Below are 26,486 nucleotides of genomic sequence, written 5' to 3'. Positions count from 1 at the left end.
GTGAGTCATCGATATATACCGTTAACTGAAAAAGACAAGCAAGAAATGTTAGAAACAATCGGAGCAAGTTCCGTTGAAGAATTATTTGGAGACGTACCAAAAGAAATACTGCTTAACAGAGAGTTGGATATTCCAAATGGTGAAGATGAAACAACTTTATTTAAAAGACTAAGCAGAATTGCAAATAAAAATATAACTAAAGAAGATCATACATCTTTCTTAGGCGCTGGAGTTTATGATCATTATACCCCAGCTGTAGTAGATGCTATGATTTCTCGTTCAGAATTCTATACTGCATATACACCTTATCAACCTGAAATTTCTCAAGGTGAATTACAAGCAATCTTTGAATTCCAAACTTTAATTTGTGAATTGACTGGTATGGATGTTGCAAACTCATCAATGTATGATGGCATCACAGCATTCGCTGAAGCATGTATTTTAGCTTTCAGCCAAACTAAAAAGAATAAAATTGTAGTTTCTAAAGGTCTACATTATCAAGCTTTACAAGTCTTGCATACTTACGCAAAAATCAGAAATGATTATGAAATTGTTGAAGTAGACTTAGATGGTACAATTACTGATCTTGATAAATTAGAAGCTGCAATTGACGATGATACAGCAGCTGTTGCTGTTCAATATCCAAACTTCTATGGATCTATAGAAGATTTAGAGAAAATTAAATCATTAATTAAGAGCAAAAAAACATTGTTCATTGTTTATACAAATCCACTTTCACTTGGTTTATTGACTCCTCCAGGTGAATTCGGAGCTGATATTGTTGTAGGAGATACACAACCATTTGGAATTCCTGCACAATTTGGCGGCCCGCATTGCGGATTCTTTGCTACAACTAAAAAATTAATGCGTAAAGTACCTGGTCGTTTAGTTGGACAAACAGAAGATGACCATGGCAACCGCGGTTTTGTCTTAACTTTACAAGCACGTGAACAACATATTCGCCGTGATAAAGCAACTTCTAATATTTGTTCAAACCAAGCTTTAAATGCCCTTGCTTCATCTATAGCAATGTCCGCTTTAGGTAAACAAGGACTACAAGATATTGCTGAGCAAAACTTTGAAAATGCTAATTACACTAAAAAACAATTCGAAGATGCAGGAATCGAAGTACTGCCCGGCACTTCTTTCAATGAGTTCGTTATCAAACTTGATAAACCTGTAAAAGAAGTGAATGATAAATTGCTAGATGAAGGAATCATCGGCGGTTTTGATTTAAGCGAAGTAAATGAAGACATGGGACAAGCAATGCTTGTTGCAGTAACTGAACTAAGAACAAAAGATGAAATTGATACTTTTGTGAAGAAAGTGGGTGAAATTAATGGTAAGTAAATCAAGTCCATTAATTTTCGAACGTTCTAGAGCAGGTAGATATGCATATTCTTTACCAAAAAAAGAAATTGATAATAATGCTGTTAAAGAACTACTAGATGATAAGTTTATCCGTAAAAACAAAGCAGAATTCCCTGAAGTAGCTGAATTAGATTTAGTAAGACATTACACTGAACTTTCTAATAAAAACTTCGGTGTAGACTCAGGATTCTACCCATTAGGCTCTTGTACAATGAAATACAATCCTAAAATCAACGAAAAAGTTGCTCGTATTCCTGGATTTGCGGAATCACATCCTTTACAGCAAGAATCACAGGTTCAAGGTTCTTTAGAAATCATTCACAGTTTACAAGAAGAATTAAAAGAAATCACTGGTATGGATGAAGTTACATTACAACCAGCAGCAGGCGCTCACGGTGAATGGACTGCGCTTATGATTTTCAAAGCATATCATGAGAAAAATGGTGAAGGACATCGTAATGAAGTTATTGTACCGGACTCAGCACACGGTACAAATCCTGCTTCAGCTGCTTTTGCAGGATTCAAAGCCGTTACAGTTAAATCTGACGAAAACGGTGAAGTAGATGTTGAAGACTTAAAACGTCTAGTGAACGAAAATACTGCAGCTATTATGTTAACAAATCCTAATACTTTAGGTATATTTGAACATAATATTATGGAAATCGGTAAGATTGTCCATGATGCAGGCGGCTTATTATACTACGACGGTGCTAACTTAAATGCCATTATGGACAAAGTACGTCCAGGAGACATGGGATTTGATGCAGTGCATTTAAACTTGCATAAAACATTCACTGGTCCGCATGGCGGCGGTGGACCAGGTTCAGGTCCTGTAGGTGTGAAAAAAGAATTAGCAAGCTTCTTGCCAAAACCAATGGTAGTCAAAGATGGGGACACGTATCGTTATGATAATGATATTGAAAACTCAATCGGACGTGTTAAACCATTCTATGGCAACTTCGGTATTTATCTACGTGCGTATACTTATATTCGCACAATGGGTAATATTGGTCTTAAAGAAGTTTCTGAAGCAGCAGTTCTTAATGCGAACTATATTAAAGCACGCTTAAAAGATGCTTTTGAAATTCCATATTCACAATATTGTAAGCACGAATTTGTACTCAGCGGTTCTAAACAGAAAAAAGAAGGTGTACGTACTTTAGATATGGCTAAACGTCTTTTAGACTTTGGTGTACATCCGCCTACAATCTACTTCCCACTTAATGTAGAAGAAGGGATGATGATTGAACCGACAGAAACTGAATCTAAAGAAACTTTAGATTACTTCTGCGATGCAATGATTCAAATTGCAAATGAAGCTAAAGAAGATCCAGATAAAGTGCTAGAAGCACCACACAATACAGTAATCGATAGATTGGATGAAACACAAGCTGCACGTCATCCAGTATTGAAATTTGATAAACTTCACGAAGAAAAAGAGTAATTTAAAAAAGAGTGGGCAAAGCTAACTAGAATAGAGGAAGCACGAACAAATGTCTTTTCTATTCAGCTAGCTATTGCCAGTTGAGAAATTATGGGTTGAGACATTTATTTGTCCCAACCCGTTTTTCAATAAAAAAACAGCAACCATCTTTTCTAGACGTTGCTGCTGAATATAATGCTGTAGATTATTTTTTTGCTTTAACTTTACCAGTCCATTTTTTGTAGCCGCCTTTAAGCATGTAAATATCTTTATAACCATTCTTTTTAAGAATACGAGCTGCACGATAGCTGGCAACTCCGTTGGAATCAACAAGATAGATTGGTTGGTCTTTTCTAAGACCTTTATAGCGTTGACCGAATAAAGTCATTGGGATATTTCTAGCACCAATAATATGACCGTAATCATAGTCAACTTTTTCTCTCACATCGATGACTTGAGCTTTTCGCAATCCTTTATGGAATTCGTCCTGATTAAGCTCAGTAACTGCTCTTCGATTTACAAAAAATTGGATTAACATATATAAAGCGATAATAATTAAAACAGCTAAAATGATAAACCAAAAGTTACTCATTTTGCTTCCTCCCTAATTTACCGATACTACAATTATAAGACTGTTTCATGCAATTATCAAAATGTTTTTCTTAAATAATTCAAGTCTTTTTATATGATTATGAGTAAGAGTTGAACTAATTTAAATTTAGTATGTTAATATACTTACATAACAGTAATTTAAAGGCGATTGGAGATTTTTAAATTGACAGAGACATGGAATTTTATAAACTCAGGCAGCCATGATCCATATTATAATATGGCTATGGATGAAGCATTGCTTAATTTTGTTTCAAGAGGAGAAATCGACCCTGTAATTCGATTTTATACATGGAATCCAGCGACATTATCTATTGGATATTTTCAAAGACTGCAAAAAGAAATAGATATTGAAAAAGTTAAAGAAAAGGGCTACGGGCTTGTTAGAAGACAAACAGGCGGACGAGGGGTGCTTCACGATAAAGAACTTACATATAGCGTCATTGTGCCTGAATCACATCCTGAAATGCCTAAAACAGTTACAGAGGCATATAGAGTGATTTCTCAAGGTTTATTAGAAGGCTTTAAAGAACTTGGTTTTGAAACTTACTTTGCTGTACCTAGAAGCAAAGAAGAGCGCGAGAAATTAAAGCAACCTAGAAGTTCAGTATGTTTTGATGCACCGAGTTGGTATGAACTAGTTGTAGAAGGTCGTAAGATAGCAGGAAGTGCACAAACAAGACAAAAGGGGGTAATCTTGCAGCATGGCTCAATTTTAAAAGATATCGATGTAAATGACTTATTTGATATGTTTATTTTCAAAAACGAACGCTTAAAAGAAAAAATGAAAAATGCCTTTACTGATAAAGCAGTAGCTATTAATGATATTTCAGATACTGAAGTGACTTTAGAACAGATGGAAAAGGCTTTTGAAAAAGGGTTCCAAAAAGGGTTGAATATTAACTTTAAACCACTTGAATTAACTGAAGCACAAAAAGAAGAAATTAAAGAGATTGAAGCAAAATATAAATCCGACGAATGGACTTATCGAAAATAAAATAAAAAAGAGTGGAATCACGAAATAATCTTAATAAATGTTATTTCGATTCCACTCTTTTTTTATCTATTACGTCATTTATATTTCCAACGGGCTTTTTTATATTTTCTTTGATCTTCTGTTAAGAAGAAAAAGAAGTATACTAAATATGCTAGGCCCGCTAATATTGCTAGGCTGATCACCATTCTGACTAATGAAAATAATATAGCATCTAAATTAGTAATTAATCCAATTAATGCAACCAACAATACAGCATAGAATAATATTTTTTTAATCATTTGTTCACCTCTTTAAAACTATTGCCTTAAGACTGAGGATTTTTAACGTTAACTTGTGAAAGTTGATTTTGTCCTTGTTTAATTTTCTTCATATCTTTTTTTGAATATCCGTCACGAATTGTTTTAAATGCACTAACTAAATTTTTATTCAACTTCTCTATATTTTTATCTTCAGCTTTGTCTTCCTCAGACATTTTTCCTTGTTCCCGATCTAATTTATACTTATCATTTGCACTTTGCAAATCGGTCACAACCTTATCTAGTTTACTGACTACTTTTTCGTCACGTTTATTTTTATCAACATCTGCTTCGAGATTATGATAATTATTTAATGTTTCCGTTACTTGTTGGTAATACTCAGAAGAAGCATTAGCTGATTTTGTTTTTAAATCATTTTCTGCTGCAGCTTTGGTATTATCCTTATCTGCTTTTAATGATTTTTCTTTGTCTTTTAAATCACTGATTTGTTGGTTGAGTTCTTGATTATCTAATTTCAGTTGATGATTTTCTTCTCTTAACTTTGTTGTTTTATGTTCTAAAGGCCCGAGATTTTGACTCCCGCAGCCAGATAATAGAATAGATGCTCCAAGCATAGTGGTTAATACTTTTTTCATAATAATCTTCCAATCTCTAAGCAATAATTGTAGTCATATTTTATCATATTTTCTCTATAGAATCTTATTATTGCTACTCTTTGGGATGGATCTAATGTTCATAACTAATAATTTTGAATCTTCAGTACATAACTTTATAGTTCAATCGGTGTTTATGATAAGATTTAAATATAGAATAATAGAGGAAACTTTATAGGATATAATTAATCGTTGGTTTTCATTACATAGGAGGAATCAGAATGTCTAGAATTGATAAATTAAATTCATTTATGAATGAAAAAGGGTTAGATGCTGTAATTATTTTATCAGATTTTAATAGAAGATACTTGTCAGGATTCACAGGTACTAGCGGTGCCTTAGTGATTACCCCTCAAGAAAGATACTTAGTCACAGATTTCCGTTACATTGATCAAGCATCTAATCAAGCACCTGATTTTGAAATCGTTAATCGTTCACAAGGCTTAATTCCTGAAGTCGTTGCTTTATTAAACCAATTAAAAGTCGAAAAAGTCGGTTTTGAAGGTCACATTGTAAGCTACGATACTTACTTAGAACTCAATAAAGCACAAATTTCTTTAGAAAGTATTTCTGATGCTATTGAGGATATCCGAGCTGTAAAAGATCAAAATGAAATTGAAACTATCAAAAAAGCAGCTGAAATTGTAGACAAAACATACGAATATATCTTATCAATTGCAAAAGTAGGAATGACTGAGCAAGAGTTAAAAGCTGAATTAGAAAGCAAAATGTTACATTTAGGGGCAAGCGGTCCTTCATTCGATACTATTGTTGCTTCAGGATATAGAGGTGCATTGCCTCACGGTGTAGCCAGTGATAAGAAAATTGAAGAAGGAGATATGATCACTTTAGATTTCGGTGCTTACTACAATGGATATGTCTCAGATATCACGCGCACATTTGCAATAGGACAGCCTGATCCTAAACTCGTAGAAGTTTATAATATTGTTTTAGAAGCACAACAAGCTGCCGTAAATCAAATCAAAGCAGGCATGACTGGGAAAGAGGCAGATGCTATTGCAAGAGATATTATTGCAGAACATGGTTATGGCGAATATTTCGGCCATTCAACAGGTCATGGTATCGGTTTAGAAATCCACGAACAACCTATGCTTGCGAAAACAGTGGATAAAAAATTAGTTCCGAATAATTGCGTCACAGTAGAACCGGGTATTTATTTAGAAGGATTAGGCGGCATTCGTATAGAAGATGATATATTAATTACCGAAAATGGTAATGAAGTCTTTACTAAATGCACAAAAGACCTTATTATTTTATAATGAAAGCGTATATGAGGAGGAAACTGAATGATTTCGGTTAATGATTTTAAAACAGGTTTAACAATTTCAGTAGATAATGGCATTTGGAAAGTTATTGATTTCCAACATGTAAAACCAGGTAAAGGTTCAGCTTTTGTCCGCTCAAAATTACGTAATTTACGTACAGGAGCGATTCAAGAAAAAACTTTCCGTGCTGGAGAAAAAGTAGAACAAGCTATGATTGAAAACCGCCGTATGCAATATTTGTATGCTGATGGCGACATGCATGTGTTCATGGATAACCAAACTTTCGAACAAACAGAATTGCCTGGCGATTATCTTGAAGATGAATTGAAGTTTTTAAAAGCTAACATGGAAGTTCAAATTCAAAGTTACGAAGGCGAAACTATCGGAGTCGAATTACCTAAAACTGTTGAATTGACAGTTACTGAAACAGAACCTGGTATTAAAGGTGATACTGCAACTGGAGCAACAAAATCAGCAACTGTAGAAACAGGTTACACTTTAAATGTACCTCTTTTCGTTAACGAAGGCGATGTACTTGTCATCAATACTGGTGATGGCAGCTATGTTTCTAGAGCTTAATATTTGTTAATGTATCCAACCTTTCTTTGCTTAAATATCAAATTTCAAACAAGTGCAGATGAGATTATGTTATAATTTTATTCGCACTTGTTATTGATGTTTAAGAGAAGAGGGGTTTTTCTTTTAACAAAAATTAATAACTATTTTGAATCTGGACTCTGTACATAGTAGCAGTGATATGCTTGAATTGGGAATTTCACTCGAGTAAAATGTACAAGAAGAGTAAAAACAATCTGAAGGAGTAGTACTATGAACTTTAAAGAAATTAAGGAATTAATTGAGATATTAGATAACTCAAACCTTACCGAAATTAATATAGAAGACAATAAAGGCAGTGTTATTAACTTAAAGAAAGAAAAAGAACGAGAAATTATTACACCTCAGATTTCACAACAACCAATGGCTACTCAAGCTGCTGCGCCAGCTCCAGTACAAAATGACAGTACAGCAAACAATGAACCAGCTGCTTCTGCCGGTGAAGAAGATTTAGGTAAAACAATTAATGCACCAATGGTAGGAACTTTCTACAAATCACCATCACCTGAAGAAGGTGCTTACGTTCAAGTTGGGGATACCGTATCTAATGATACAACGGTTTGTATTTTAGAAGCGATGAAATTATTTAATGAAATTCAAGCTGAAATCTCTGGGGAAATCACTGAAATCTTAGTTGAAGACGGACAAATGGTAGAGTATGGCCAACCGTTATTCAAGGTGAAATAATTATGAAAAAAGTATTAATTGCAAACCGCGGTGAAATTGCCGTTAGAATAATAAGAGCTTGTAAAGATTTAGGATTACACACGGTTGCTATATATTCTGAAGGGGATAAAGACGCTTTACATACTCAAATGGCGGATGAAGCATACTGTGTCGGTCCTACACAATCGAAAGACTCTTATTTAAATATTCCGAACATCTTATCCATCGCAACTTCAACTGGTTGTGATGCGGTTCATCCAGGTTACGGATTTTTATCAGAAAATGGAGACTTCGCAGAGTTATGTGAAGCCTGTCAATTAAAATTTATTGGTCCTAGCTATGAATCTATTCAAAAAATAGGAATCAAAGACGTAGCGAAAGAAGAAATGATTAATGCTGATGTGCCTGTAGTGCCAGGTAGTGACGGATTAGTCGAATCAATCGCTGCCGCTAAAAAAACTGCAAAAGACATTGGTTATCCAGTAATCATCAAAGCTACAGCAGGAGGCGGCGGTAAAGGTATTCGTGTGGCCAGAGATGAAAAAGAATTGGAAAACGGATATAAAATGACACAACAAGAAGCTGAAACTGCATTCGGCAATGGCGGATTATATCTGGAAAAATTCATTGAGAATTTCAGACATATTGAATTTCAAATTATTGGAGATCAATTCGGTAATGTCATTCAACTAGGTGAGCGTGATTGTACCATTCAAAGAAGAATGCAAAAGCTTGTGGAAGAAGCACCATCTCCTATACTTACAGCTGAAAAGAGAGCTGAAATGGGGGCTGCATCTATTCGAGCTGCCAAAGCCGTTAATTACGAAAATGCAGGTACAATTGAATATATCTACGATTTAGATACGGATGATTTTTACTTTATGGAAATGAATACCAGAATTCAAGTAGAACATCCAGTCACTGAAATGGTCACTGGTGTAGATTTAGTTAAATTACAACTCCTAGTAGCCATGGGAGAACCATTACCATTTACTCAAGAGGATATTAAAATCAACGGTCACGCTATGGAATTTCGTATCAATGCAGAAAATCCATACAAAAACTTTATGCCTTCTCCAGGAAAAATCACACAATATCTTGCACCAGGGGGCTATGGAGTGAGAGTAGAGTCTGCTTGTTATACTAATTACTCAATTCCACCATATTATGACTCTATGGTGGCTAAACTTATTGTGCATGAGCCAAACAGAGAAGAAGCAATCATGGCGGGTATGCGTGCTTTAAGTGAATACTTGGTACTTGGTATTGATACTACTATTCCTTTCCATATACGTCTTTTACAAAATGATATCTTCAGAGGCGGAGAATATAGTACTAAGTTCTTAGAACAAAACAACATTATGAATGACGAAGAATAGCTTAGAATAAGAGCTTAAAAAGGAGGAATATATATGGTAAAGGTCTTAGATAACAACCATAAAGATTTAGGCAAAGTTGAAATTTCCCCAGAAGTTCTCATTTCAATTGCAAGTATTGCAACTTCAGAAATCGATGGCTTATATGGCCATTTTGCTGAACTTAAAAATGCTTCTCCTGAAAAGTTGAACCGCAAAAATTTAACAAGAGGAATTAAATTAGAAACAAAAGATGATGGTATTTATATAGATGTATTCTGTGAATTCAAATATGGCATTAATATTTCTAAAACAGCTACAAAAATTCAAGAAACAATTTACAACTCTTTAAGTACAATGACTACAATAGTTCCTAAACAAATCAACATTCATATTACACATATCGAAGTTGAAAACACTAAGAAATAAGAAATAAAGGAGTAACTCCCATGAGTCTTAAAGAATCAAGAAGCCAAGCATTTCAAGCATTATTCCAACTTGAAATGGAAAATACAGATTTATCTATCGATGAAGCAATTAACTTTATAAAAGATGATCATCCCGATTTAGAGTTTGATTTTATTCATTGGTTAGTTTCTGGAGTCAAAGACCATCAACCTGTTTTAGATGAAAAAATCCAACAAAATTTAAAGGATTGGAAAATTTCTCGTTTGCTCAAGACAGACCGCATTATTTTACGTATGGCGGCATTTGAACTTGCAAATAGCGATACACCTCCAAAAGTTATTATCAACGAAGCAGTTGAATTAGCAAAGCAATACAGTGATGACGACCATTATCGTTTTATCAATGGTGTTCTTAGTAATTTAAATCAATAAGATTGAGTGATAATTATGTCTGATTATTTAAGTGTAACAGCGCTAACTAAATATATTAAATATAAATTTGATCAAGATCCTCATCTGCAGTCTGTACTTTTAAAAGGGGAGCTTTCTAATTTCAAAAAGCATAGCAGCGGTCATTTATATTTCAACTTGAAAGATAAAAACAGTGTAGTCAATGCGATGATGTTTAAAGCGCAAGCAAACAAATTGGATTTCAAACCTAAAGAGGGCGATGAAGTCCTCATTGAAGCACGTGTTTCAGTTTATGAACGTCGTGGCAATTATCAAATTTACGTATCTAAAATGCACTTAGACGGTATAGGAAATTTATACCAAAAATTAGAAGCCCTTAAAAAGGAACTGAAAAAACAAGGCTTATTTGATGAAATACACAAGAAGCCCATAACGAAATTCCCACAAAAAATTGCTGTGCTCACTGCTAGTACTGGTGCAGCTATCAGGGACATTCACTCGACTATTAATAGTCGCTATCCTTTAGTAGAACAAATACAAATCAGTACACTTGTTCAAGGAGAACAAGCTAAAAATGATATTGTTGAAAAAATCAAATATGCAGATACATTAGGAGCAGATGTCATTATTGTCGGACGTGGCGGAGGTTCTATAGAAGATTTATGGAATTTCAACGAAGAAGAAGTTGTCAGAGCTATTTTCGAAGCTGAAACACCTGTCATCTCAGCTGTAGGACATGAAACGGATTTTACACTCAGTGACTTTGTAGCCGATGTAAGAGCAGCTACACCGACACAAGCAGCCGTTATGGCGACTCCAGATCAAGTCGAATTAAGTCAGTACATTAAACAAATGGAACTGCATCTTTCACGACAAATTTTTCAACTCATTAATAATAAGAAAAAACACTTAGAACACGTGTCTTCATATTATAAATTCAAACAGCCATCGTTGTTATATGATCAGCAAATCCAAAGAAGAGACGACTTAGAACGTCAAATGAATCTTTCGATAAAGGCTAAACTTGAACGTTCACAACAACAACTTCAACTATTAGCCAACCGCTTGAATTTACGAGACTTGAAACAACAAACTTTACAAGGTATGCAAACAAGACTTCAATTACATGAATCACTTAATAAATCTATTACAAATGTGTTGGAAAATTCTAAAAAGCAATTGAGCCAAAGAGTCGAAACTTTAAATAACTTAAGTCCTTCAAATACAATGTTGCGAGGCTATACAATTGTAAATAAAGAAGACCAAGTTGTTACAAGCGCTCAATCCTTGAAAACTAATGACGAAATTAATTTACAGATGAAAGATGGTACTGTAGATGCAATTGTTAAGAAAGTAAGGGGTAATGATAATGAGTAATAATCAAACTTTTGAAGAAATGATGGAAGAATTAGAAACGATTGTAAAAAAGTTAGATAACGAAGCTGTCTCTTTAGAAGATGCATTGGAGTTATATCAAAAAGGTATGAAATTATCTGCCTCATGTGATAAAACTTTAAAAGATGCAGAGAAAAAAGTAAATCAATTGATGAAAAATAATGACGAAGAAGTTGAACAAACTGATGAATAAATTAGTGAATCAAATTAACGAACTACTTTTACAATCTATTCCTTCATCTCCACTTAAAACAAACCTTGAAGAAAGTATGCGCTATTCCTTAGAAGCAGGCGGGAAACGTATTAGACCGGTTTTATTAATCGAAACTTTAAAAATGCTTTCTAAAGATGATAACTATGAAAAAGGTATACAAACTGCTTTAGCTTTAGAAATGGTCCATACTTATTCTTTAATTCATGATGATTTACCTGCTATGGATAATGATGATTATCGTAGAGGTAAATTGACGAATCATAAGGTTTATGGTGAATGGAAAGCGTTACTAGCTGGTGACGCGCTTTTAACCAAAGCTTTTCATCTAATCAGTACTGATGAATCCATAAATGCTCAGACACGTATTAAATTAGTGGAACTATTGTCAGATGCCAGTGGCCACTTAGGTATGATTGGCGGTCAAACACTAGATATGGAAAGTGAAAACAAGAGTATTTCACTAGAAACTTTGCAACACATCCATAAGGAAAAAACCGGTGCATTATTAACGTTTGCAATTATGGCTGCGGTAACTATAGTCCAACCATCAGATGAGGTTTCTGAGTTACTAGAGAATTATAGTCAGCACTTAGGCTTAATTTTCCAAATCAAAGATGACTTATTAGACGTGTATGGCGACGAAGAAAAATTAGGCAAACCAGTCGGTAGCGATGAAAAAAATCATAAAAATACTTACGTTACTTTATTGGGCCAAGATAAAACAGAACAAAAGCTTGAGTTCCACGTTAAACAGGCCGAAAAATGCCTTGAAAAATTAAGAGAAGCATCATATGATACTTCTCAATTAGAGTATCTGACTCAATTGTTTTATCAACGTGATCATTAAAGACTTGAAATGAGGCTGGGACATAATAATGTCTCAGCTATTCTCTTTGAACTGGCAGTAGCTATCTGAATAGAAAATGCGCTTGTTCCAAGCTTTTTTCTATTCTAGTTAGCCTTGCCGAGACAGAACGACGAAATAATATTAACCAATATTATTTCTGTTCTGCTCCCTTGTTTATTATTAAAAACTTGTTCATAAAGATACATTTCTATACATAACTAAAGATATACTTCAAGACTATCACTAGCCTTTTCATTAAAAATTATGATACTATACTTGTATAAATATTCGTAATTTGAGGTGTTAATAAGTGGCTAAAAAATCAGTTAGACATATAAAAATCAGAGAAATCATTTCCACTGAACAGGTTGAAACTCAAGATGAGTTAGTGCGACGCTTAAATCAGTTTGATTTGAACGTTACTCAAGCAACTGTATCAAGAGATATTAAAGAATTACAACTTATTAAAGTACCTGCTCCTACTGGTCAATATGTATACAGTTTACCTAATGACCGCAAATATCACCCACTTGAAAAATTAGGCAGATATTTAATGGATTCCTTTGTAAATATTGAAGGAACAGGTAATCTATTAGTTTTAAAAACCTTACCCGGCAATGCACAGTCAATCGGTGCAATTTTAGATCAGATTGATTGGGATGAAGTTTTAGGTACTATTTGTGGAGATGATACTTGTCTCTTGATTTGTCACGATGCAGCATCTGCTACTGCAATAAAAACACGTATTTTTAATTTGTTATAAGGAAGCGATAAGCCATGTTACAAACTTTAACAATTAAACAGTTTGCAATTATTAATGAATTAGAAATTAATTTTGCAGACGGTCTGACAGTTTTAAGCGGAGAAACAGGTGCGGGTAAATCTATCATCATTGATGCTATTGGTCAACTTATTGGTATGCGTGCATCTTCCGACTTTGTTCGTCATGGTGAAAAAAAAGCAACAATCGAAGGTATTTTTGATATTGATAATAACCAATCAGTCATTGAAACTTTACAGTATCTTGATATCGATATCGACGAAGACTTTCTTTTAGTAAAAAGAGAAATCTTCAGTTCAGGAAAAAGTATCTGCAAGGTAAATAATCAAACGGTTACATTACATGATTTACGAATGATTATGCAAGAATTATTGGATATCCATGGACAACACGAAACCCAATCCTTATTAAAACAGAAGTACCATTTACAACTATTAGATTCCTATGCAGATGGTAAATATGACCGTTATCTGAAGCAATACCAAGATACTTATCAAACCTATAAAGAGAAAACTAATGAATTAAATGAATTAGAATCTGCTGATCAAGCTTTATTACAACGTTTAGATTTAATGAAATTTCAAGCGGATGAATTGTCAGAAGCTAATTTGCAAGAAGGAGAAGTTGAGCAACTAGAATCGGACATTAAACGTATACAAAATTCTGAAAATTTAAGCGTTGCCTTAAATGCAGCGCATACCACTTTAACCGATGAACAAGCAATTCCTGATCGGCTATATGAACTCAGTCAGCATTTAGAAACGATTAACGAAATTATTCCGAATGAATTTAGCGAATTAAAAGAGCATGTAGATCAATTTTATTATACATTAGAAGATGCGAAACATCAGTTGTACGATGAAATATCGAATACTGAGTTTGATGAACAATATTTAAATGAATTAGAATCTCGAATGAACTTGTTAAATAATTTAAAAAGAAAATATGGTAAAGATATACAAGATTTAATTCAGTATCAAGAGAAGTTAGTTAATGAAATAGATAAGATAGAAAACTATGAGCAAAGTACAGCTAACCTTAAAGAAGAAATTAAACAATTAAAATCTAAATTATTAGAAGATGGCCAGAAACTTTCAAAAGAACGTCGTAAAGTAGCTAGAGAGCTGAGAGACCATATTGTAGATGAAATACAAAACTTGCAAATGAAAGATGCTAATTTAGAAATCTCATTCAAATCTCTTGATGAACCTACTGCAGAGGGTATTGAAAAAGTAGAAATCTTAATTAGCCCAAACAAGGGCGAACCTTTAAAAAGTTTAGGCAAAATTGCTTCTGGCGGAGAATTGTCTAGAATCATGTTAGCTTTAAAAAGTATCTTCGTGAAATCTAGAGGACAAACTGCCATATTATTTGATGAAGTAGACTCTGGTGTATCAGGAATAGCAGCCCAAAAAATGGCTGAAAAAATGAGAGATATCTCTCAATATATCCAAGTCATCTGCATCTCTCATTTACCGCAAGTGGCTTCCATGAGTAATCATCACTTATTAATCAGTAAAGCTTCAACAGATGAACGCACAACTACTCAAGTCCAAGAATTAACTGGAGAAGCACGAATCGATGAAGTAGCACGTATGATATCTGGAGCAAATGTTACTAAAATCACCCGAGAAAATGCTAAAGAGATGATTGAGCAAAATCATGCTGCTTTATAAAATAATGATTTGAGAGGGGTTTGACTTATGCAATTCCAATCTTTAATATCTGATTCTAAGTCACTGTCTGGCAATATCGGTGTAGTTTTTGCAGATGATGAGCATATTATTTCTTCTGTCATTGAAATACTAAGACAGACACAGAGTCATATTACACTCTACGGCATTAAAGATCCAACTGAACTTATACGGTCATTTAATGTAGATGGCGAATTTTTAAATCGCATCCATTTGAGGATATTTGATGATAAAGAAAGTGTATATGAGAAATGTGCAAATGATTTATCAAATAATGCTATTAACGTCTTAATGAAGGGCAATGTTACCACAGCGGAAATTCTGAGCTTTATTCTTGAACATAAATCATTTATCGATGAAAATAACTTTTTAAATCACATTGCTTGTTTTGAAATACCTTCTTACCATCAAATGTTAATGGTTAGTGATGTCGCGCTAAATATTCATCCAAGCATTGATGACCGCATTAAAATGATTCAAAATATTGAAGTCTTTTCTAAAAATATTGGCTATACACATCTTAATGTCGGATTGTTATCTTCAGTTGAAAATCCAACACATAAAATTCCGTCTTCAGTAGATGCGGCGGAAATTTCAGCACACTTTTCAACTGATGATTTCTTAACAGTAGAAGGGCCATTTGCCTTTGATAATGCAATTGATAAAGAAAGTGCGTTTGAAAAGGGCATCGATTCAGAAATCGCAGGCAACATTGATGCGCTCGTGGTACCGCATTTAGACGTCGGTAACACTCTCTATAAATCGTTGACTTACTTTGCACATGCTAAAGTAGCCAGTTTAATATTAGGAACCAAGTTTCCGATTGTACTGACATCACGAGCTGATTCTGTTGAAAATAAAGTGAATTCAGTATTACTCGCATTACGAACACTCTCATAATCATTTTGGATTTTTAGGGGCTGGGGCATAAAATGTCTCAGCTCCTTCTAAATTTTCCTATAGCTATCACAAAAAACTCACTTATCTTATAATCTGCTTTTACTTCTAGTTATCTTTATTAGGACAAGATGATAAAATAATTCCGCTCCCTTTTTATTGGAAAATAACTATTTGATGGTAACAAGTTATTATTATCTATGATGATTACTTTAAAAAAGCACAGTAATTAAGGTAAAATATAAAGGGTTCGTTTAATTAATAGTATAAATTCGCACATCATAACATCATAGAATTCAATATAAAGCAGGTGAACATATGACACAAATATTAGTCATCAACTTAGGTAGCACTTCATCTAAAGTCGCAATTTATAATCAACAACATTGTGTCGCTGAAGCATTGCTTCAACATGACATACAAATTACGCAGCTTTCTTTATTACAACAAGAGAAATATAGAGTACAAGCTATTGAAGCATTCCTTGCAGAGCATGATATTGGTTTAAACGAAATTGACGCAATTGCATGTCGCGGCGGTTTGTTGAAGCCGATTTCTGGAGGGACTTATGCTATTAATTACAGAATGTATGACGATTTACGTAAATTTAGATATGGCACTCATGCATCAAACTTAAGTGGAATCATTGGATTTAAATTGGCTCAAAAGTTGAACATTCCTTCTTTTATCGTAGATCCAGTTGTAGTAGATGAGATGATAGACATTGCAAAGTTGACTGGCGTTAAAGCAATACAACGCAAAAGTGTTTTTCATGCTTTGAATCAAAAGGCAGTAGCGAGTCAGTATGCAGAATCTGTAAATAAGACCTATACGCAAGTGAATGTTATTGTCGCGCATATGGGCGGTGGAATAACGATAGGTGCTCATCAATATGGTAAAGTAGTAGATGTCAATGATGGTTTGTTAGGGGAAGGGCCATTAAGCCCAGAGCGTTCAGGAAGTTTACCTAACGATTCACTTTATCAATGGGCGGACAAGCATCAATTTACCCCTGCAGAGATGAATCGTATATTGAGTAAAGAATCAGGTCTTATTGCTTTATGCGGAAGTAATAATCTTAAAGCGCTTATCCAGAAGTATCATGAAAATGAGCATATTCATTTAGCAATCGATACGATGATATATCAAATTGCTAAACAAATAGGCGAGAAAGCAATAATATTCAAAGGCAAGGTTGATCAGATTATTTTAACAGGCGGACTGGCTAACAGCAGTCTTATAACTGATTATATTACTGAATATGTAGATTGGATCGCGCCTGTCTCTGTATATCCTGGTGAGAAAGAAATGGAAACACTTGCACTTAGAGTAAATGATGTGATGAATAATAAAGAGCAGGTAAAAAATTATAGTTAGGAGTTCGATTATGGCAGAAGAACAATATGACCTAGTGATATTAGGTGGCGGCACTGCAGGATATGTAGCAGGTATCCGTGCATCTCAATTAGGAAAAAAAGTCGCTATAGTAGAAAATCAATTATTAGGCGGAACTTGTTTGCATAAAGGATGTATTCCTACAAAGACATTATTAAAGTCAGCTGAGGTATTACATACTGTGAAAACAGCTTCATTATATGGTATTGATACAGAGCAATTTTCAATTAATTATAATCAAATTATGGATAGAAAAAATGAAATTATCCAACAAATGTATACAGGAATTGAGCATCTAATGAAGCATAACCACATAGATATTTATAATGGAACCGGAAGAATTTTAGGTTCTTCTATCTTTTCACCTAGACCAGGCACGATATCAGTTGAATATGAAGACGGAACATCAGAACTCTTACCTAATGATTATGTGCTTATTGCTACTGGTTCTAAACCAGCTGAGCTGCCATTCTTGAAATTCAATCATCAAACTATTATTTCAAGTACTGATTTGCTCAAAATGGAGCAATTGCCTGAATCTATAGTAATAGTAGGCGGCGGTGTTATTGGAATGGAATTCGCTTCATTACTTAATGATTTCGGTACTGATGTCACTGTAATAGAAGCCGGCGAACGTATACTTCCAAGTGAAAATAAAAATATTGCTAACAACTTAAAGAAACATTTTACCGACCGCGGCATTAAGATTTATGAAAATGTTCAACTCTCCGAAGGTAGTTTTACTTTTACAGATGAAGCAATAGAAATTAACGAAGCTGATTTGAAAATTACTGCAGATAAAATATTGTTAGCAATAGGCAGAACTCCGAACACATCTGATATAGGTTTGAACAATACAAAGATTGCGACAGATGCTAAAGGCTTTATTGAAGTTAATGAAAATCAACAAACAGCAGAACAACATATTTATGCAGCAGGAGATTGTATTGGTAAACTTCAGCTTGCACATGCAGGTTCTAAAGAAGGAACAACTGCTGTAGAAGCTATGTTCGAAGATAATACAATACCTGTTGATTATAATACGATTCCAAGATGTATCTACACTTATCCTGAAATTGCTTCTATCGGTATGACTTTAGAGGAAGCTAAGGATGCGGACTTTACAAAAGCCAGAAGTTTTAAAGTGCCGTTCAAAGCTGTAGGCAAAGCTGTCATTGAAGACGCAACACAACAAGATGGATTCTGTGAATTAGTTGTAGATCAAGATACAGATACGGTATTAGGCTTAAGCATGATTGGCCCGCATGTTACAGAATTGATTAACGAAGTTGCTTTATTGCAATTTATGAACGGATCAACACTAGAATTAGGATTGACGACTCATGCACATCCTTCAATCTCTGAAGTGTTAATGGAAGCAGGACTTAAAGCAGCAAAACGCTCAGTGCATGCTTAATTTAAGGAGGAAATAACTATGATGGATTATCAATCTGTCGGATTAACCGAAGAAGACTTAAAATCAATGTATAAATGGATGGATTTAGGTCGTAAATTAGATGAGAGAATGTGGTTATTAAATAGAGCAGGTAAAATTCCCTTCGTCATTAGCTGTCAAGGACAAGAAGCTGCTCAAATCGGAATGGCATTTGCGATGGAAAAAGGGGATGTGTCTGCTCCTTATTATCGTGATTTAGCATTAATCACTTATTTAGGTATTACACCTGCTGAAACTATGATGTCAGCGTTCGGTAAACGCGGCGATATCAACTCAGCTGGTAAACAAATGCCTTCTCACTATAGTAAAAAAGAAGTAGATATCCTATCTCAAAGTTCACCAGTAGGTACTCAAGTACTTCAAGGAGTAGGAGCAGCGCTTGCTTTAAAAATGGATAAAAAACCTAATATCGCGATGGCAACATTAGGTGAAGGGACTTCTAACCAAGGCGATTTTCACGAAGGTTTGAATTTTGCTGGAGTACAAAAGTTACCATTTATCTGTGTCATTGAAAATAATGAATATGCCATTTCAGTACCTTCTAATTTACAATATGCAGCCGATAAATTATCAGATCGCGCTCTAGGCTACGGCATTCACGGTGAAAGAGTAGACGGCAATGATCCTATTGCAATGTATAAAGCAATGAAAGAGGCGCGTGAACGTGCACTCAATGGAGAAGGCTCTACCTTATTAGAAGCTATGTGTACCCGTATGACTGCACATTCTTCTGACGACGATGATAAATACCGCAGCGAAGAAACTCGTAAAGATTTGAAAACACAAGATTGTAACGTTAAATTCAAAACACATTTATTAGATCTTGGAATAATTGATGAAAACTGGTTAACTGAAATTGAAAAAGCTAACAAAGAAATTGTACAGAAAGCAACTAAAGAAGCTGAAGCTTCCCCTTATCCAGATCCAACCGAGACTTATACCTTTGTGTATGCAGAAGGAGGAGTGGAATAATGGCTAAATTAACATACTTATCCGCCATTCAACAAGCCATCTTTCAAGCGATGGAAAAAGACCCGAATGTTTTTGTCTTAGGAGAAGATGTCGGTAAAAAAGGCGGCGTTTTCGGCGTCACTTTAGGATTACAAGAAAAGTTCGGCATCGAACGTGTCATCGATACACCATTAGCAGAATCCAACATTGTGGGAACAGCTATCGGTGCATCAATGCTCGGCAAACGACCTATTGCTGAGATTCAATTTGCAGAATACATCTTACCTGCGACAAACCAAATTATGAGTGAAGCAGCTAAAACACGTTATCGTTCTAATAACGATTGGAATGTACCATTAACTATCCGCGCACCGTTCGGCGGAGGCATTCATGGGGGCTTATATCACTCTCAAAGTATTGAAAGTGTCTTTGCATCAACTCCAGGGTTAACAATCGTTATCCCTTCCAACCCTTACGATGCTAAAGGTTTATTATTAGCCTCAGTCGAATCTGATGATCCAGTACTTTATTTCGAACATAAAAAAGCTTACCGCTTATTAAAAGAAGAAGTACCTGAAGAATATTACACGGTGCCATTAGGTAAAGCAGATGTGAAACGTGAAGGCAGCGACTTGACAGTATTTACTTATGGTTTATGTGTCAATTATTGTCTGCAAGTTGCAGATGTATTAGCTGAAGAGGGCATAGATGCAGAAATTGTTGATTTACGTACAGTATATCCACTTGATAAAGAAACAATTATTAATCGAGCAAAACGTACTGGAAAAATATTATTGGTAACAGAAGATAATTTAGAAGGCAGCATTATGTCAGAAGTCTCCGCTATCATTGCAGAGAACTGTCTTTTCGACTTAGATGCGCCAATTATGCGACTTGCTGGACCTGATGTCCCTGCTATGCCATTCTCTCCAGTATTAGAAGATGAATTTATGATGAACCCTGACAAAATCAAAGAAAAAATGCTTGAATTAGCGCGCTTTTAATCGCTAGGAGGACTTTAAATGGAAATCAATATGCCTAAATTAGGTGAAAGTGTACATGAAGGAACAATCGAACAATGGTTGGTTGAAGTAGGGGACACAATCGAAGAATACGAGCCGATCTGTGAAGTAATAACAGATAAAGTAACCGCAGAAGTCCCTTCAACAGAAGCAGGTACAATCACTAAAATCTTAGTAGAAGCTGGAGAGACAATCAAAGTCGGTACTCCAATTTGCGAAATAGAAGCTGAAAACACTCAAACTTCAGCTCCTGAAAAAGAAAACTCTGAAGAGAAGAAGGCCGAAGCAATACCTTCCAAAAATGAAACTCGTAAAAAACAGGAAAGTAATACTAACTCAACATCCGATCAACCGCTGAATAACGGTCGATTCTCACCTGTAGTATTTAAACTTGCATCCGAACATCAAATAGACCTTTCACAAGTTCAAGGTACAGGATTTGAAGGCAGAGTTACTAAGAAAGATATTGAAAAGGTAATTCAAAATCCAGACATGATGCTCGAACAATCAAACGTTCAAGATCAGACTTCTATTGAAGTTGCAGATAAACCAACTAAAAATGAAACATATGCTCAAAATAATACAGCAGCAAATACTGATTCTATTCCAGTCAACGGTGTCAGAAAACAAATTGCTAAGAATATGGTAACGAGCGTGACTGAAATTCCACATGCTTGGATGATGATTGAAGCCGATGCCACAAACTTAGTGAAAACACGTAATCATTATAAAAATAAATTCAAACAAGATGAAGGTTATAACCTGACATTCTTCGCTTTCTTTGTAAAAGCAGCAGCAGAGGCGCTAAAAGCCTTTCCAATGCTTAACAGTAGCTGGCAAGGTTCTGAAATCAAAGTGCATAAAGATATCAATATTTCTATCGCAGTCGCTGTTGAAGATAAGTTATTTACACCTGTAATCCATAATGCAGATGAAAAATCCATCAAAGGTATTGCACGTGAAATTAATACATTGGCACAGAAAGCCAGAAACAATAAATTAACACAAGAAGATTTAAGCGGAGGTACATTTACTGTCAACAACACTGGAACATTCGGCTCAGTATCATCAATGGGGATTATCAACTATCCTCAAGCAGCTATCTTACAAGTAGAATCGATTGTCAAAAAACCAGTTGTTATTGATGATATGATTGCCATCCGTAATATGGTTAATCTTTGTATTTCAATAGATCACCGTATACTTGATGGTTTGCAAGCGGGCAGATTTATGAATCATATCAAAGAACGTATTGAACAATATTCTATTGAGCATACTCACATTTATTAAAATATCTACTTTGTCCGGAACAAGCATGTTGAACAATAGTCAATTAATTAGTAGAATAAAGTATGAACTTTACTAAGACTGAAAGGTGATATCGATATGGATATAAATTTCGATTTATATATGAATGATGTTGTTAAACAAGCACGTAATGAAATTGAAAATGCAGGTTACGAGCAACTTACAACACCGGAAGAAGTAGATTCAGTATTGAAACAAGACGGCACTACTTTAGTGATGGTCAACTCAGTATGCGGTTGTGCAGGCGGTATTGCACGTCCAGCTGCAGAACATGCTTTGCATTATGACAAAATGCCGGATCGTTTAGTATCAGTATTTGCTGGTCAAGACAAAGAAGCAACACAAAAAGCTCGTGACTACTTTGAAGGTTATGCGCCATCAAGTCCGTCATTTGCACTTGTAAAAGATGGTAAAATTGCTGAAATGATTGAACGTCATCAAATTGAAGGTCATGATATCATGGATGTTATTAACCAACTTCAAAGCTTATTTGAAAAATATTGCGAAGAACGCTAAGAGGTTAGCAGATGAAACGTTTAAATCCCTATAAAATAGGATTTAGAACGATTAAGACTGCTGTAGGAATGGCACTGGGAATAATTATTGCCAAATTAATTGGTTTAGATAATTTTTCTTCGAGTGCCATTTTAGTTGTTTTATGTATTAAACACACCAAAGTACATTCCCTACAAGCAATTATTTCCCGTTTTGTATCCTGTATTCTCATACTTATATTGGGTTCTGTTATCTTCAGCTTACTCGGTCAAAATGCGATTGTATTAGGTCTCATTGTACTTTTGTTTATTCCGTTAACTGTAATGTTAGGGGTACAAGAAGGGATTGTGACAAGCTGTGTAATCCTGCTGCATGTTTTCAATGCTAAAGTAATAGATTTCCATTTATTTGTGAATGAAGTATTATTATTAATTGTTGGATTAGGCATTGCATTTTTAATGAATATGATTATGCCAAGCTTAGATAATAAATTAGAGGAATATAAATATAAAATCGAAAAGCAATTCACTGAGATTTTTTATACTTTCAGCAAAGCTTGTTTCGACGTTAACTACAGTGTTGAAGTACCTTTGAAAGAAGTGTCAACAGAGATTCAAAAAGCGAAATCTTTTGCTTTCCGAGATGTTAAAAACCATTATGTCCGTAATGAAAATTCTTATTATCATTATTTCGATATGCGTGAAGAACAATTAGAAATTATTGAACGTATTCAGCATATTTTGAAGTCAATGGAGTCTGAGGATGCTATTTTACATCGTTTAGGAACACTATTTGCAGAAATAGCTAAAAACGTAAATAGCAATGACTATACGGCAATGCGTTTATATTCATTATATGAGCTACATATTGAATTATATGACCAAGCATTACCGGATAGTAAAGAAGCACTTATTAATAGAGCAAACGAAATACAAATTGTTAATGAATTAGAAAGATATTTACAAATTAAATCTCAATTCGGTTCATTGAAAATGTATCATGAAGTTTGAAGCACGTAAAAAAGCTATCCCTTCAATTAATAAGGGATAGCTTTTTTTCGTTAATTATTGCATTAATGGTGCTAAACTTGAAAGAATCAGTGCAACAATTACTGCAACTAACATGACGATAATAACAATTTTAGATACTTTTCCTTTAAACACTTTCAACTCTCCTCTAATAATTGCTTGCCTTTTCGCTTTGAATACGTAATGCTTTATATTTTAAGACACATAAAGCACCAATGCAATGGCATGATTTCCCACTATTATATCACAAATTTACTACATACTTTGAAACATATAAGTTTTCTGAAATTAAATATTCATATACACTAATATTATAAGAGAAAGGGGAATTGACATGATTAATCAACAGCGATTACTCGATACATTTTTAGAACTCGTACAAATTGATTCAGAGACGGGTCATGAAGAACTTATTCAACCAATTTTAAAAGAAAAATTTCAAAATTTAGGTCTGGACGTTAAAGAAGATCACGCCAGTGAACAACCAGAATTAGGTGCTAACAACTTGGTATGTACACTTCCAGCACATAAAGAAGCCTCTAATCAAATTGATAAAATTTATTTCACTAGCCATATGGATACTGTGATTCCTGGTATTAACGTTAAACCTATCGTTAAGGATGACGGCTATATCTATTCAGATGGTACGACTGTACTAGGTGCAGACGATAAGGCTGGATTGGCTGCAATCTTCGAGTTAATTAGAACTCTGAAAGAACAAGATATCCAACACGGTCAAATTCAATTTGTAATTACAGTAGGTGAAGAATCAGGCTTATTAGGCGCTAAAGCTTTAAATCCTGATCTATTAGATGCTCAATTCGGTTATGCAGTGGATGCAAGCGCGCCAGTAGGGACAACAGTCTTAGGAGCTCCTACTCAAATGAAAATTGCAGCAGTCATTCATGGTAAGAAGGCACATGCAAGTACACCGAACAAAGGAGTCAGTGCAATTAATATTGCTGCTAAAGCAGTCAGCAAAATGAAATTAGGACAAATCGATGAAGAGACGACTGCTAATATCGGCAGCTTTCATGGCGGTTCTGTAACGAATATTGTTGCAGATGAAGTGACACTGCATGCTGAGGCACGTTCTCATTCTCCTCAAAAAATCAAAAAACAAATTCAACATATGAAAGAAGTTTTTGAAGAAACAGCAGAAAAATACGGATGTACAGCAGACGTTGAAGTCGAAGAAAGTTATCAAGGATTTAAAGTATCTGAAGAGGCAGAAGTTACACAAATTGCTATAGATAGTGCCAAAGAACTTCAATTGAACGGTAATACAGTAATTTCTGGTGGAGGATCAGACGGAAATATTATCAATGCTTTAGGTATTCCAACTGTTATACTTGGAATCGGCTATGAGAATATTCATACTGCCGAAGAAAGAATGGAAATCAAATCATTAAATTTATTAGCACAACAACTTATTAATATTGTTAAAATCGTCAGTCATGCAAAGTAAAGTTTGAATGAGTGAGGAAGGCTCTGAATTGTGTTACAATGAGGTAGAAAATTTTTAATAAGAGAGGTAAGTAATATGACGCAACAAATAGGTGTAGTCGGCTTAGCCGTAATGGGTAAAAACTTAGCTTGGAATATTGAATCACGTGGTTATTCAGTATCAGTTTACAATCGTTCAAAAGAAAAAACAGAACAAATGGTTGAAGAATCTAAAGGTAAAAATATTCACCCCACATATTCTTTAGAAGAATTCGTCAACTCATTAGAACGTCCACGCAAAATTTTATTAATGGTTAAAGCAGGTCCTGCTACTGACGCTACTATCGAAGGTTTATTACCATTATTAGATGATGGAGATATCTTAATTGATGGTGGAAATACTAACTATCAAGATACAATTCGTCGAAATAAAGCATTAGCTGAAAGTGGAATCAATTTTATCGGTACAGGTGTTTCTGGCGGAGAAGTAGGTGCTTTAACAGGCCCTTCAATTATGCCTGGCGGACAAAAAGAAGCCTATGACAAAGTATCTGATATTTTAGAAGCAATTTCTGCTAAAGCAGAAGACGGTGCACCTTGTGTCACTTATATTGGCCCAGATGGAGCTGGTCATTATGTAAAAATGGTGCATAACGGTATTGAATATGCTGACATGCAATTAATTGCTGAAAGTTATGCATTAATGAAAGACGCTTTACACATGTCTCATACTGAAATCGCTAAAACATTCAAAGAATGGAACCAAGGTGAACTTGACAGCTATCTTATTGAAATCACTGGAGAAATCTTCAATAAATTAGATGAAGACGGCACACCATTAGTTGAAAAAGTAATGGATAAAGCTGGTCAAAAAGGAACAGGTAAATGGACTTCAATCAATGCTTTAGAATTAGGAATTCCATTAACAATAATCACTGAATCAGTATTTGCACGCTTCATTTCTTCAATGAAAGAAGAACGTGTGAAAGCTTCTCAACAATTAGAAGGACCTTCACCTCAATTTAATGGGGATAAAGAAGCCTTCTTAGAAAAAATCCGCAAAGCATTATATATGAGTAAAATCTGTTCATATGCACAAGGATTTGCTCAAATGCGTAAAGCAAGCGAAGAACACGATTGGAACTTGCAACTTGGAGACTTAGCGATGATTTGGAGAGAAGGTTGCATTATTCGTGCACAGTTCTTGCAAAAAATCAAAGATGCGTATGATAATAACGCTGATTTACACAATTTATTACTTGACCCTTACTTTAAAGAGGTCGTTACAAACTATCAATCAGCACTTCGCGATGTTGTAGCTGAAAGTGTTGTAAATGGTGTTCCAACTCCAGGATTTGCTGCAAGTATCAATTACTATGACAGCTATCGCTCAGAAAACTTACCTGCAAACTTAATCCAAGCACAACGTGATTACTTCGGTGCTCACACTTACCAACGTAAAGACCAAGAAGGTACTTTCCATACACATTGGGCTGAGGAAAAATAA

General features: G+C 34.7%; 27 protein-coding genes. 24 read left to right on the top strand and 3 right to left on the bottom strand.

From position 1 onward, the window contains the following. The gene (gene gcvPA / locus CNQ82_RS07630; RefSeq protein ID WP_123144786.1) at window positions 1-1,350 is read left to right on the top strand and encodes an aminomethyl-transferring glycine dehydrogenase subunit GcvPA; all 1,350 of its coding nucleotides are present in this window, start codon (window positions 1-3) and stop codon (window positions 1,348-1,350) included. Further along, window positions 1,340-2,815, top strand: coding sequence for an aminomethyl-transferring glycine dehydrogenase subunit GcvPB (gcvPB, locus tag CNQ82_RS07625; protein ID WP_095105060.1), 1,476 nt, complete (start codon window positions 1,340-1,342; stop codon window positions 2,813-2,815). Before gcvPA ends, gcvPB begins: the two co-directional genes overlap by 11 nt. A 184-nt stretch (window positions 2,816-2,999) precedes the next feature. On the opposite strand, the gene CNQ82_RS07620 is transcribed toward gcvPB, so the two are convergent. Next, window positions 3,000-3,386 (bottom strand): rhodanese-like domain-containing protein, encoded by a 387-nt coding sequence (locus CNQ82_RS07620; protein WP_123144785.1) that lies wholly within the window; start codon window positions 3,384-3,386, stop codon window positions 3,000-3,002. A 183-nt stretch (window positions 3,387-3,569) separates the two neighbouring features. Between CNQ82_RS07620 and CNQ82_RS07615 the strand changes: the two genes are divergently transcribed. Continuing rightward, on the top strand, window positions 3,570-4,400 hold the full coding sequence (locus CNQ82_RS07615; protein WP_123144784.1) for a lipoate--protein ligase family protein: 831 nt from the start codon (window positions 3,570-3,572) through the stop codon (window positions 4,398-4,400). A 74-nt stretch (window positions 4,401-4,474) separates the two neighbouring features. Here CNQ82_RS07615 and CNQ82_RS07610 read toward each other — a convergent pair whose 3' ends face one another. Beyond that, complete coding sequence (locus tag CNQ82_RS07610) at window positions 4,475-4,675, bottom strand: SA1362 family protein (protein WP_164711993.1); 201 nt, start codon at window positions 4,673-4,675, stop codon at window positions 4,475-4,477. 29 nt (window positions 4,676-4,704) lie between these two features. Next, window positions 4,705-5,292: a putative periplasmic lipoprotein gene (locus CNQ82_RS07605; RefSeq protein ID WP_123144782.1), complete on the bottom strand. Its 588-nt coding sequence runs from the start codon at window positions 5,290-5,292 to the stop codon at window positions 4,705-4,707. A 239-nt stretch (window positions 5,293-5,531) separates the two neighbouring features. On the opposite strand from CNQ82_RS07605, the gene CNQ82_RS07600 reads away from it, so the two are divergent. The 21 genes from CNQ82_RS07600 (at window position 5,532) to gndA (ending at window position 26,486) form a co-directional block, all read left to right on the top strand. Further along, window positions 5,532-6,590, top strand: a complete 1,059-nt coding sequence (locus CNQ82_RS07600) for a M24 family metallopeptidase (RefSeq protein ID WP_123144781.1) — start codon at window positions 5,532-5,534, stop codon at window positions 6,588-6,590. A gap of 27 nt (window positions 6,591-6,617) precedes the next feature. Next, the gene (efp, locus tag CNQ82_RS07595; RefSeq protein WP_123144780.1) at window positions 6,618-7,175 is read left to right on the top strand and encodes an elongation factor P; all 558 of its coding nucleotides are present in this window, start codon (window positions 6,618-6,620) and stop codon (window positions 7,173-7,175) included. Between the two features lie 249 nt (window positions 7,176-7,424). Next, a complete protein-coding gene (accB, locus tag CNQ82_RS07590) occupies window positions 7,425-7,898 on the top strand; it encodes an acetyl-CoA carboxylase biotin carboxyl carrier protein (protein WP_123144779.1) in 474 nt (157 codons plus the stop codon). Window positions 7,899-7,900: 2 nt separating this feature from the next. Further along, a complete protein-coding gene (gene accC / locus CNQ82_RS07585) occupies window positions 7,901-9,256 on the top strand; it encodes an acetyl-CoA carboxylase biotin carboxylase subunit (protein ID WP_123144778.1) in 1,356 nt (451 codons plus the stop codon). A 33-nt stretch (window positions 9,257-9,289) separates the two neighbouring features. Next, window positions 9,290-9,661 carry an Asp23/Gls24 family envelope stress response protein gene (locus CNQ82_RS07580; RefSeq protein ID WP_095105077.1) on the top strand — a complete coding sequence of 124 codons (372 nt, stop codon included), beginning with the start codon at window positions 9,290-9,292 and terminating at the stop codon, window positions 9,659-9,661. Between the two features lie 20 nt (window positions 9,662-9,681). Continuing rightward, on the top strand, window positions 9,682-10,071 hold the full coding sequence (gene nusB, locus CNQ82_RS07575; RefSeq protein WP_123144777.1) for a transcription antitermination factor NusB: 390 nt from the start codon (window positions 9,682-9,684) through the stop codon (window positions 10,069-10,071). Between the two features lie 15 nt (window positions 10,072-10,086). Continuing rightward, window positions 10,087-11,427 (top strand): exodeoxyribonuclease VII large subunit, encoded by a 1,341-nt coding sequence (gene xseA, locus CNQ82_RS07570; protein ID WP_123144776.1) that lies wholly within the window; start codon window positions 10,087-10,089, stop codon window positions 11,425-11,427. After that, on the top strand, window positions 11,414-11,638 hold the full coding sequence (locus CNQ82_RS07565) for an exodeoxyribonuclease VII small subunit (RefSeq protein ID WP_123144775.1): 225 nt from the start codon (window positions 11,414-11,416) through the stop codon (window positions 11,636-11,638). Before xseA ends, CNQ82_RS07565 begins: the two co-directional genes overlap by 14 nt. Beyond that, window positions 11,619-12,506 (top strand): polyprenyl synthetase family protein, encoded by an 888-nt coding sequence (locus CNQ82_RS07560; protein WP_420876470.1) that lies wholly within the window; start codon window positions 11,619-11,621, stop codon window positions 12,504-12,506. Before CNQ82_RS07565 ends, CNQ82_RS07560 begins: the two co-directional genes overlap by 20 nt. A 310-nt stretch (window positions 12,507-12,816) precedes the next feature. Then, window positions 12,817-13,269, top strand: a complete 453-nt coding sequence (gene ahrC / locus CNQ82_RS07555) for a transcriptional regulator AhrC/ArgR (RefSeq protein WP_095105083.1) — start codon at window positions 12,817-12,819, stop codon at window positions 13,267-13,269. A gap of 14 nt (window positions 13,270-13,283) precedes the next feature. Continuing rightward, a complete protein-coding gene (gene recN / locus CNQ82_RS07550; RefSeq protein WP_123144773.1) occupies window positions 13,284-14,963 on the top strand; it encodes a DNA repair protein RecN in 1,680 nt (559 codons plus the stop codon). A gap of 27 nt (window positions 14,964-14,990) precedes the next feature. Further along, window positions 14,991-15,881, top strand: a complete 891-nt coding sequence (locus tag CNQ82_RS07545; protein WP_123144772.1) for a phosphate acyltransferase — start codon at window positions 14,991-14,993, stop codon at window positions 15,879-15,881. A gap of 315 nt (window positions 15,882-16,196) precedes the next feature. After that, complete coding sequence (gene buk, locus CNQ82_RS07540; protein WP_123144771.1) at window positions 16,197-17,255, top strand: butyrate kinase; 1,059 nt, start codon at window positions 16,197-16,199, stop codon at window positions 17,253-17,255. Between the two features lie 10 nt (window positions 17,256-17,265). Further along, window positions 17,266-18,690, top strand: a complete 1,425-nt coding sequence (gene lpdA, locus CNQ82_RS07535; RefSeq protein ID WP_123144770.1) for a dihydrolipoyl dehydrogenase — start codon at window positions 17,266-17,268, stop codon at window positions 18,688-18,690. An 18-nt stretch (window positions 18,691-18,708) separates the two neighbouring features. Beyond that, window positions 18,709-19,701, top strand: coding sequence for a thiamine pyrophosphate-dependent dehydrogenase E1 component subunit alpha (locus tag CNQ82_RS07530; protein ID WP_123144769.1), 993 nt, complete (start codon window positions 18,709-18,711; stop codon window positions 19,699-19,701). After that, window positions 19,701-20,684 carry an alpha-ketoacid dehydrogenase subunit beta gene (locus tag CNQ82_RS07525; RefSeq protein WP_095105091.1) on the top strand — a complete coding sequence of 328 codons (984 nt, stop codon included), beginning with the start codon at window positions 19,701-19,703 and terminating at the stop codon, window positions 20,682-20,684. The genes CNQ82_RS07530 and CNQ82_RS07525 overlap by 1 nt, the downstream gene beginning before the upstream one ends. 18 nt (window positions 20,685-20,702) lie before the next feature. Beyond that, complete coding sequence (locus CNQ82_RS07520) at window positions 20,703-21,992, top strand: dihydrolipoamide acetyltransferase family protein (protein ID WP_123144768.1); 1,290 nt, start codon at window positions 20,703-20,705, stop codon at window positions 21,990-21,992. 96 nt (window positions 21,993-22,088) lie between these two features. Beyond that, window positions 22,089-22,526, top strand: a complete 438-nt coding sequence (gene brxB / locus CNQ82_RS07515; protein ID WP_123144767.1) for a bacilliredoxin BrxB — start codon at window positions 22,089-22,091, stop codon at window positions 22,524-22,526. An 11-nt stretch (window positions 22,527-22,537) separates the two neighbouring features. Next, window positions 22,538-23,515: an aromatic acid exporter family protein gene (locus tag CNQ82_RS07510; protein WP_123144766.1), complete on the top strand. Its 978-nt coding sequence runs from the start codon at window positions 22,538-22,540 to the stop codon at window positions 23,513-23,515. Window positions 23,516-23,867: 352 nt separating this feature from the next. Further along, the gene (locus tag CNQ82_RS07505) at window positions 23,868-25,001 is read left to right on the top strand and encodes a M20/M25/M40 family metallo-hydrolase (RefSeq protein WP_123144765.1); all 1,134 of its coding nucleotides are present in this window, start codon (window positions 23,868-23,870) and stop codon (window positions 24,999-25,001) included. A 75-nt stretch (window positions 25,002-25,076) separates the two neighbouring features. Further along, a complete protein-coding gene (gndA, locus tag CNQ82_RS07500; protein WP_123144764.1) occupies window positions 25,077-26,486 on the top strand; it encodes an NADP-dependent phosphogluconate dehydrogenase in 1,410 nt (469 codons plus the stop codon).

It is taken from the genome of Staphylococcus debuckii, assembly GCF_003718735.1.
GTDB classification, from domain to species: Bacteria; Bacillota; Bacilli; order Staphylococcales; family Staphylococcaceae; genus Staphylococcus; species Staphylococcus debuckii.
This window is presented reverse-complemented; position numbering and strand designations above follow the sequence as displayed.

Bases quoted from the DNA above. Each gene is read 5' to 3' on its own strand.
- accC (WP_123144778.1), top strand. From the start codon at position 7,901: ATGAAAAAAGTATTAATTGCAAACCGCGGTGAAATTGCCGTTAGAATA.
- CNQ82_RS07520 (WP_123144768.1), top strand. From the start codon at position 20,703: ATGGAAATCAATATGCCTAAATTAGGTGAAAGTGTACATGAAGGAACA.
- CNQ82_RS07580 (WP_095105077.1), top strand. From the start codon at position 9,290: ATGGTAAAGGTCTTAGATAACAACCATAAAGATTTAGGCAAAGTTGAA.
- accB (WP_123144779.1), top strand. From the start codon at position 7,425: ATGAACTTTAAAGAAATTAAGGAATTAATTGAGATATTAGATAACTCA.
- xseA (WP_123144776.1), top strand. From the start codon at position 10,087: ATGTCTGATTATTTAAGTGTAACAGCGCTAACTAAATATATTAAATAT.
- brxB (WP_123144767.1), top strand. From the start codon at position 22,089: ATGGATATAAATTTCGATTTATATATGAATGATGTTGTTAAACAAGCA.
- nusB (WP_123144777.1), top strand. From the start codon at position 9,682: ATGAGTCTTAAAGAATCAAGAAGCCAAGCATTTCAAGCATTATTCCAA.
- CNQ82_RS07600 (WP_123144781.1), top strand. From the start codon at position 5,532: ATGTCTAGAATTGATAAATTAAATTCATTTATGAATGAAAAAGGGTTA.
- efp (WP_123144780.1), top strand. From the start codon at position 6,618: ATGATTTCGGTTAATGATTTTAAAACAGGTTTAACAATTTCAGTAGAT.
- recN (WP_123144773.1), top strand. From the start codon at position 13,284: ATGTTACAAACTTTAACAATTAAACAGTTTGCAATTATTAATGAATTA.
- CNQ82_RS07530 (WP_123144769.1), top strand. From the start codon at position 18,709: ATGATGGATTATCAATCTGTCGGATTAACCGAAGAAGACTTAAAATCA.
- gndA (WP_123144764.1), top strand. From the start codon at position 25,077: ATGACGCAACAAATAGGTGTAGTCGGCTTAGCCGTAATGGGTAAAAAC.
- gcvPB (WP_095105060.1), top strand. From the start codon at position 1,340: ATGGTAAGTAAATCAAGTCCATTAATTTTCGAACGTTCTAGAGCAGGT.
- CNQ82_RS07510 (WP_123144766.1), top strand. From the start codon at position 22,538: ATGAAACGTTTAAATCCCTATAAAATAGGATTTAGAACGATTAAGACT.
- CNQ82_RS07525 (WP_095105091.1), top strand. From the start codon at position 19,701: ATGGCTAAATTAACATACTTATCCGCCATTCAACAAGCCATCTTTCAA.
- CNQ82_RS07605 (WP_123144782.1), bottom strand. From the start codon at position 5,292: ATGAAAAAAGTATTAACCACTATGCTTGGAGCATCTATTCTATTATCT.
- CNQ82_RS07505 (WP_123144765.1), top strand. From the start codon at position 23,868: ATGATTAATCAACAGCGATTACTCGATACATTTTTAGAACTCGTACAA.
- CNQ82_RS07620 (WP_123144785.1), bottom strand. From the start codon at position 3,386: ATGAGTAACTTTTGGTTTATCATTTTAGCTGTTTTAATTATTATCGCT.
- CNQ82_RS07545 (WP_123144772.1), top strand. From the start codon at position 14,991: ATGCAATTCCAATCTTTAATATCTGATTCTAAGTCACTGTCTGGCAAT.
- buk (WP_123144771.1), top strand. From the start codon at position 16,197: ATGACACAAATATTAGTCATCAACTTAGGTAGCACTTCATCTAAAGTC.
- CNQ82_RS07565 (WP_123144775.1), top strand. From the start codon at position 11,414: ATGATAATGAGTAATAATCAAACTTTTGAAGAAATGATGGAAGAATTA.
- lpdA (WP_123144770.1), top strand. From the start codon at position 17,266: ATGGCAGAAGAACAATATGACCTAGTGATATTAGGTGGCGGCACTGCA.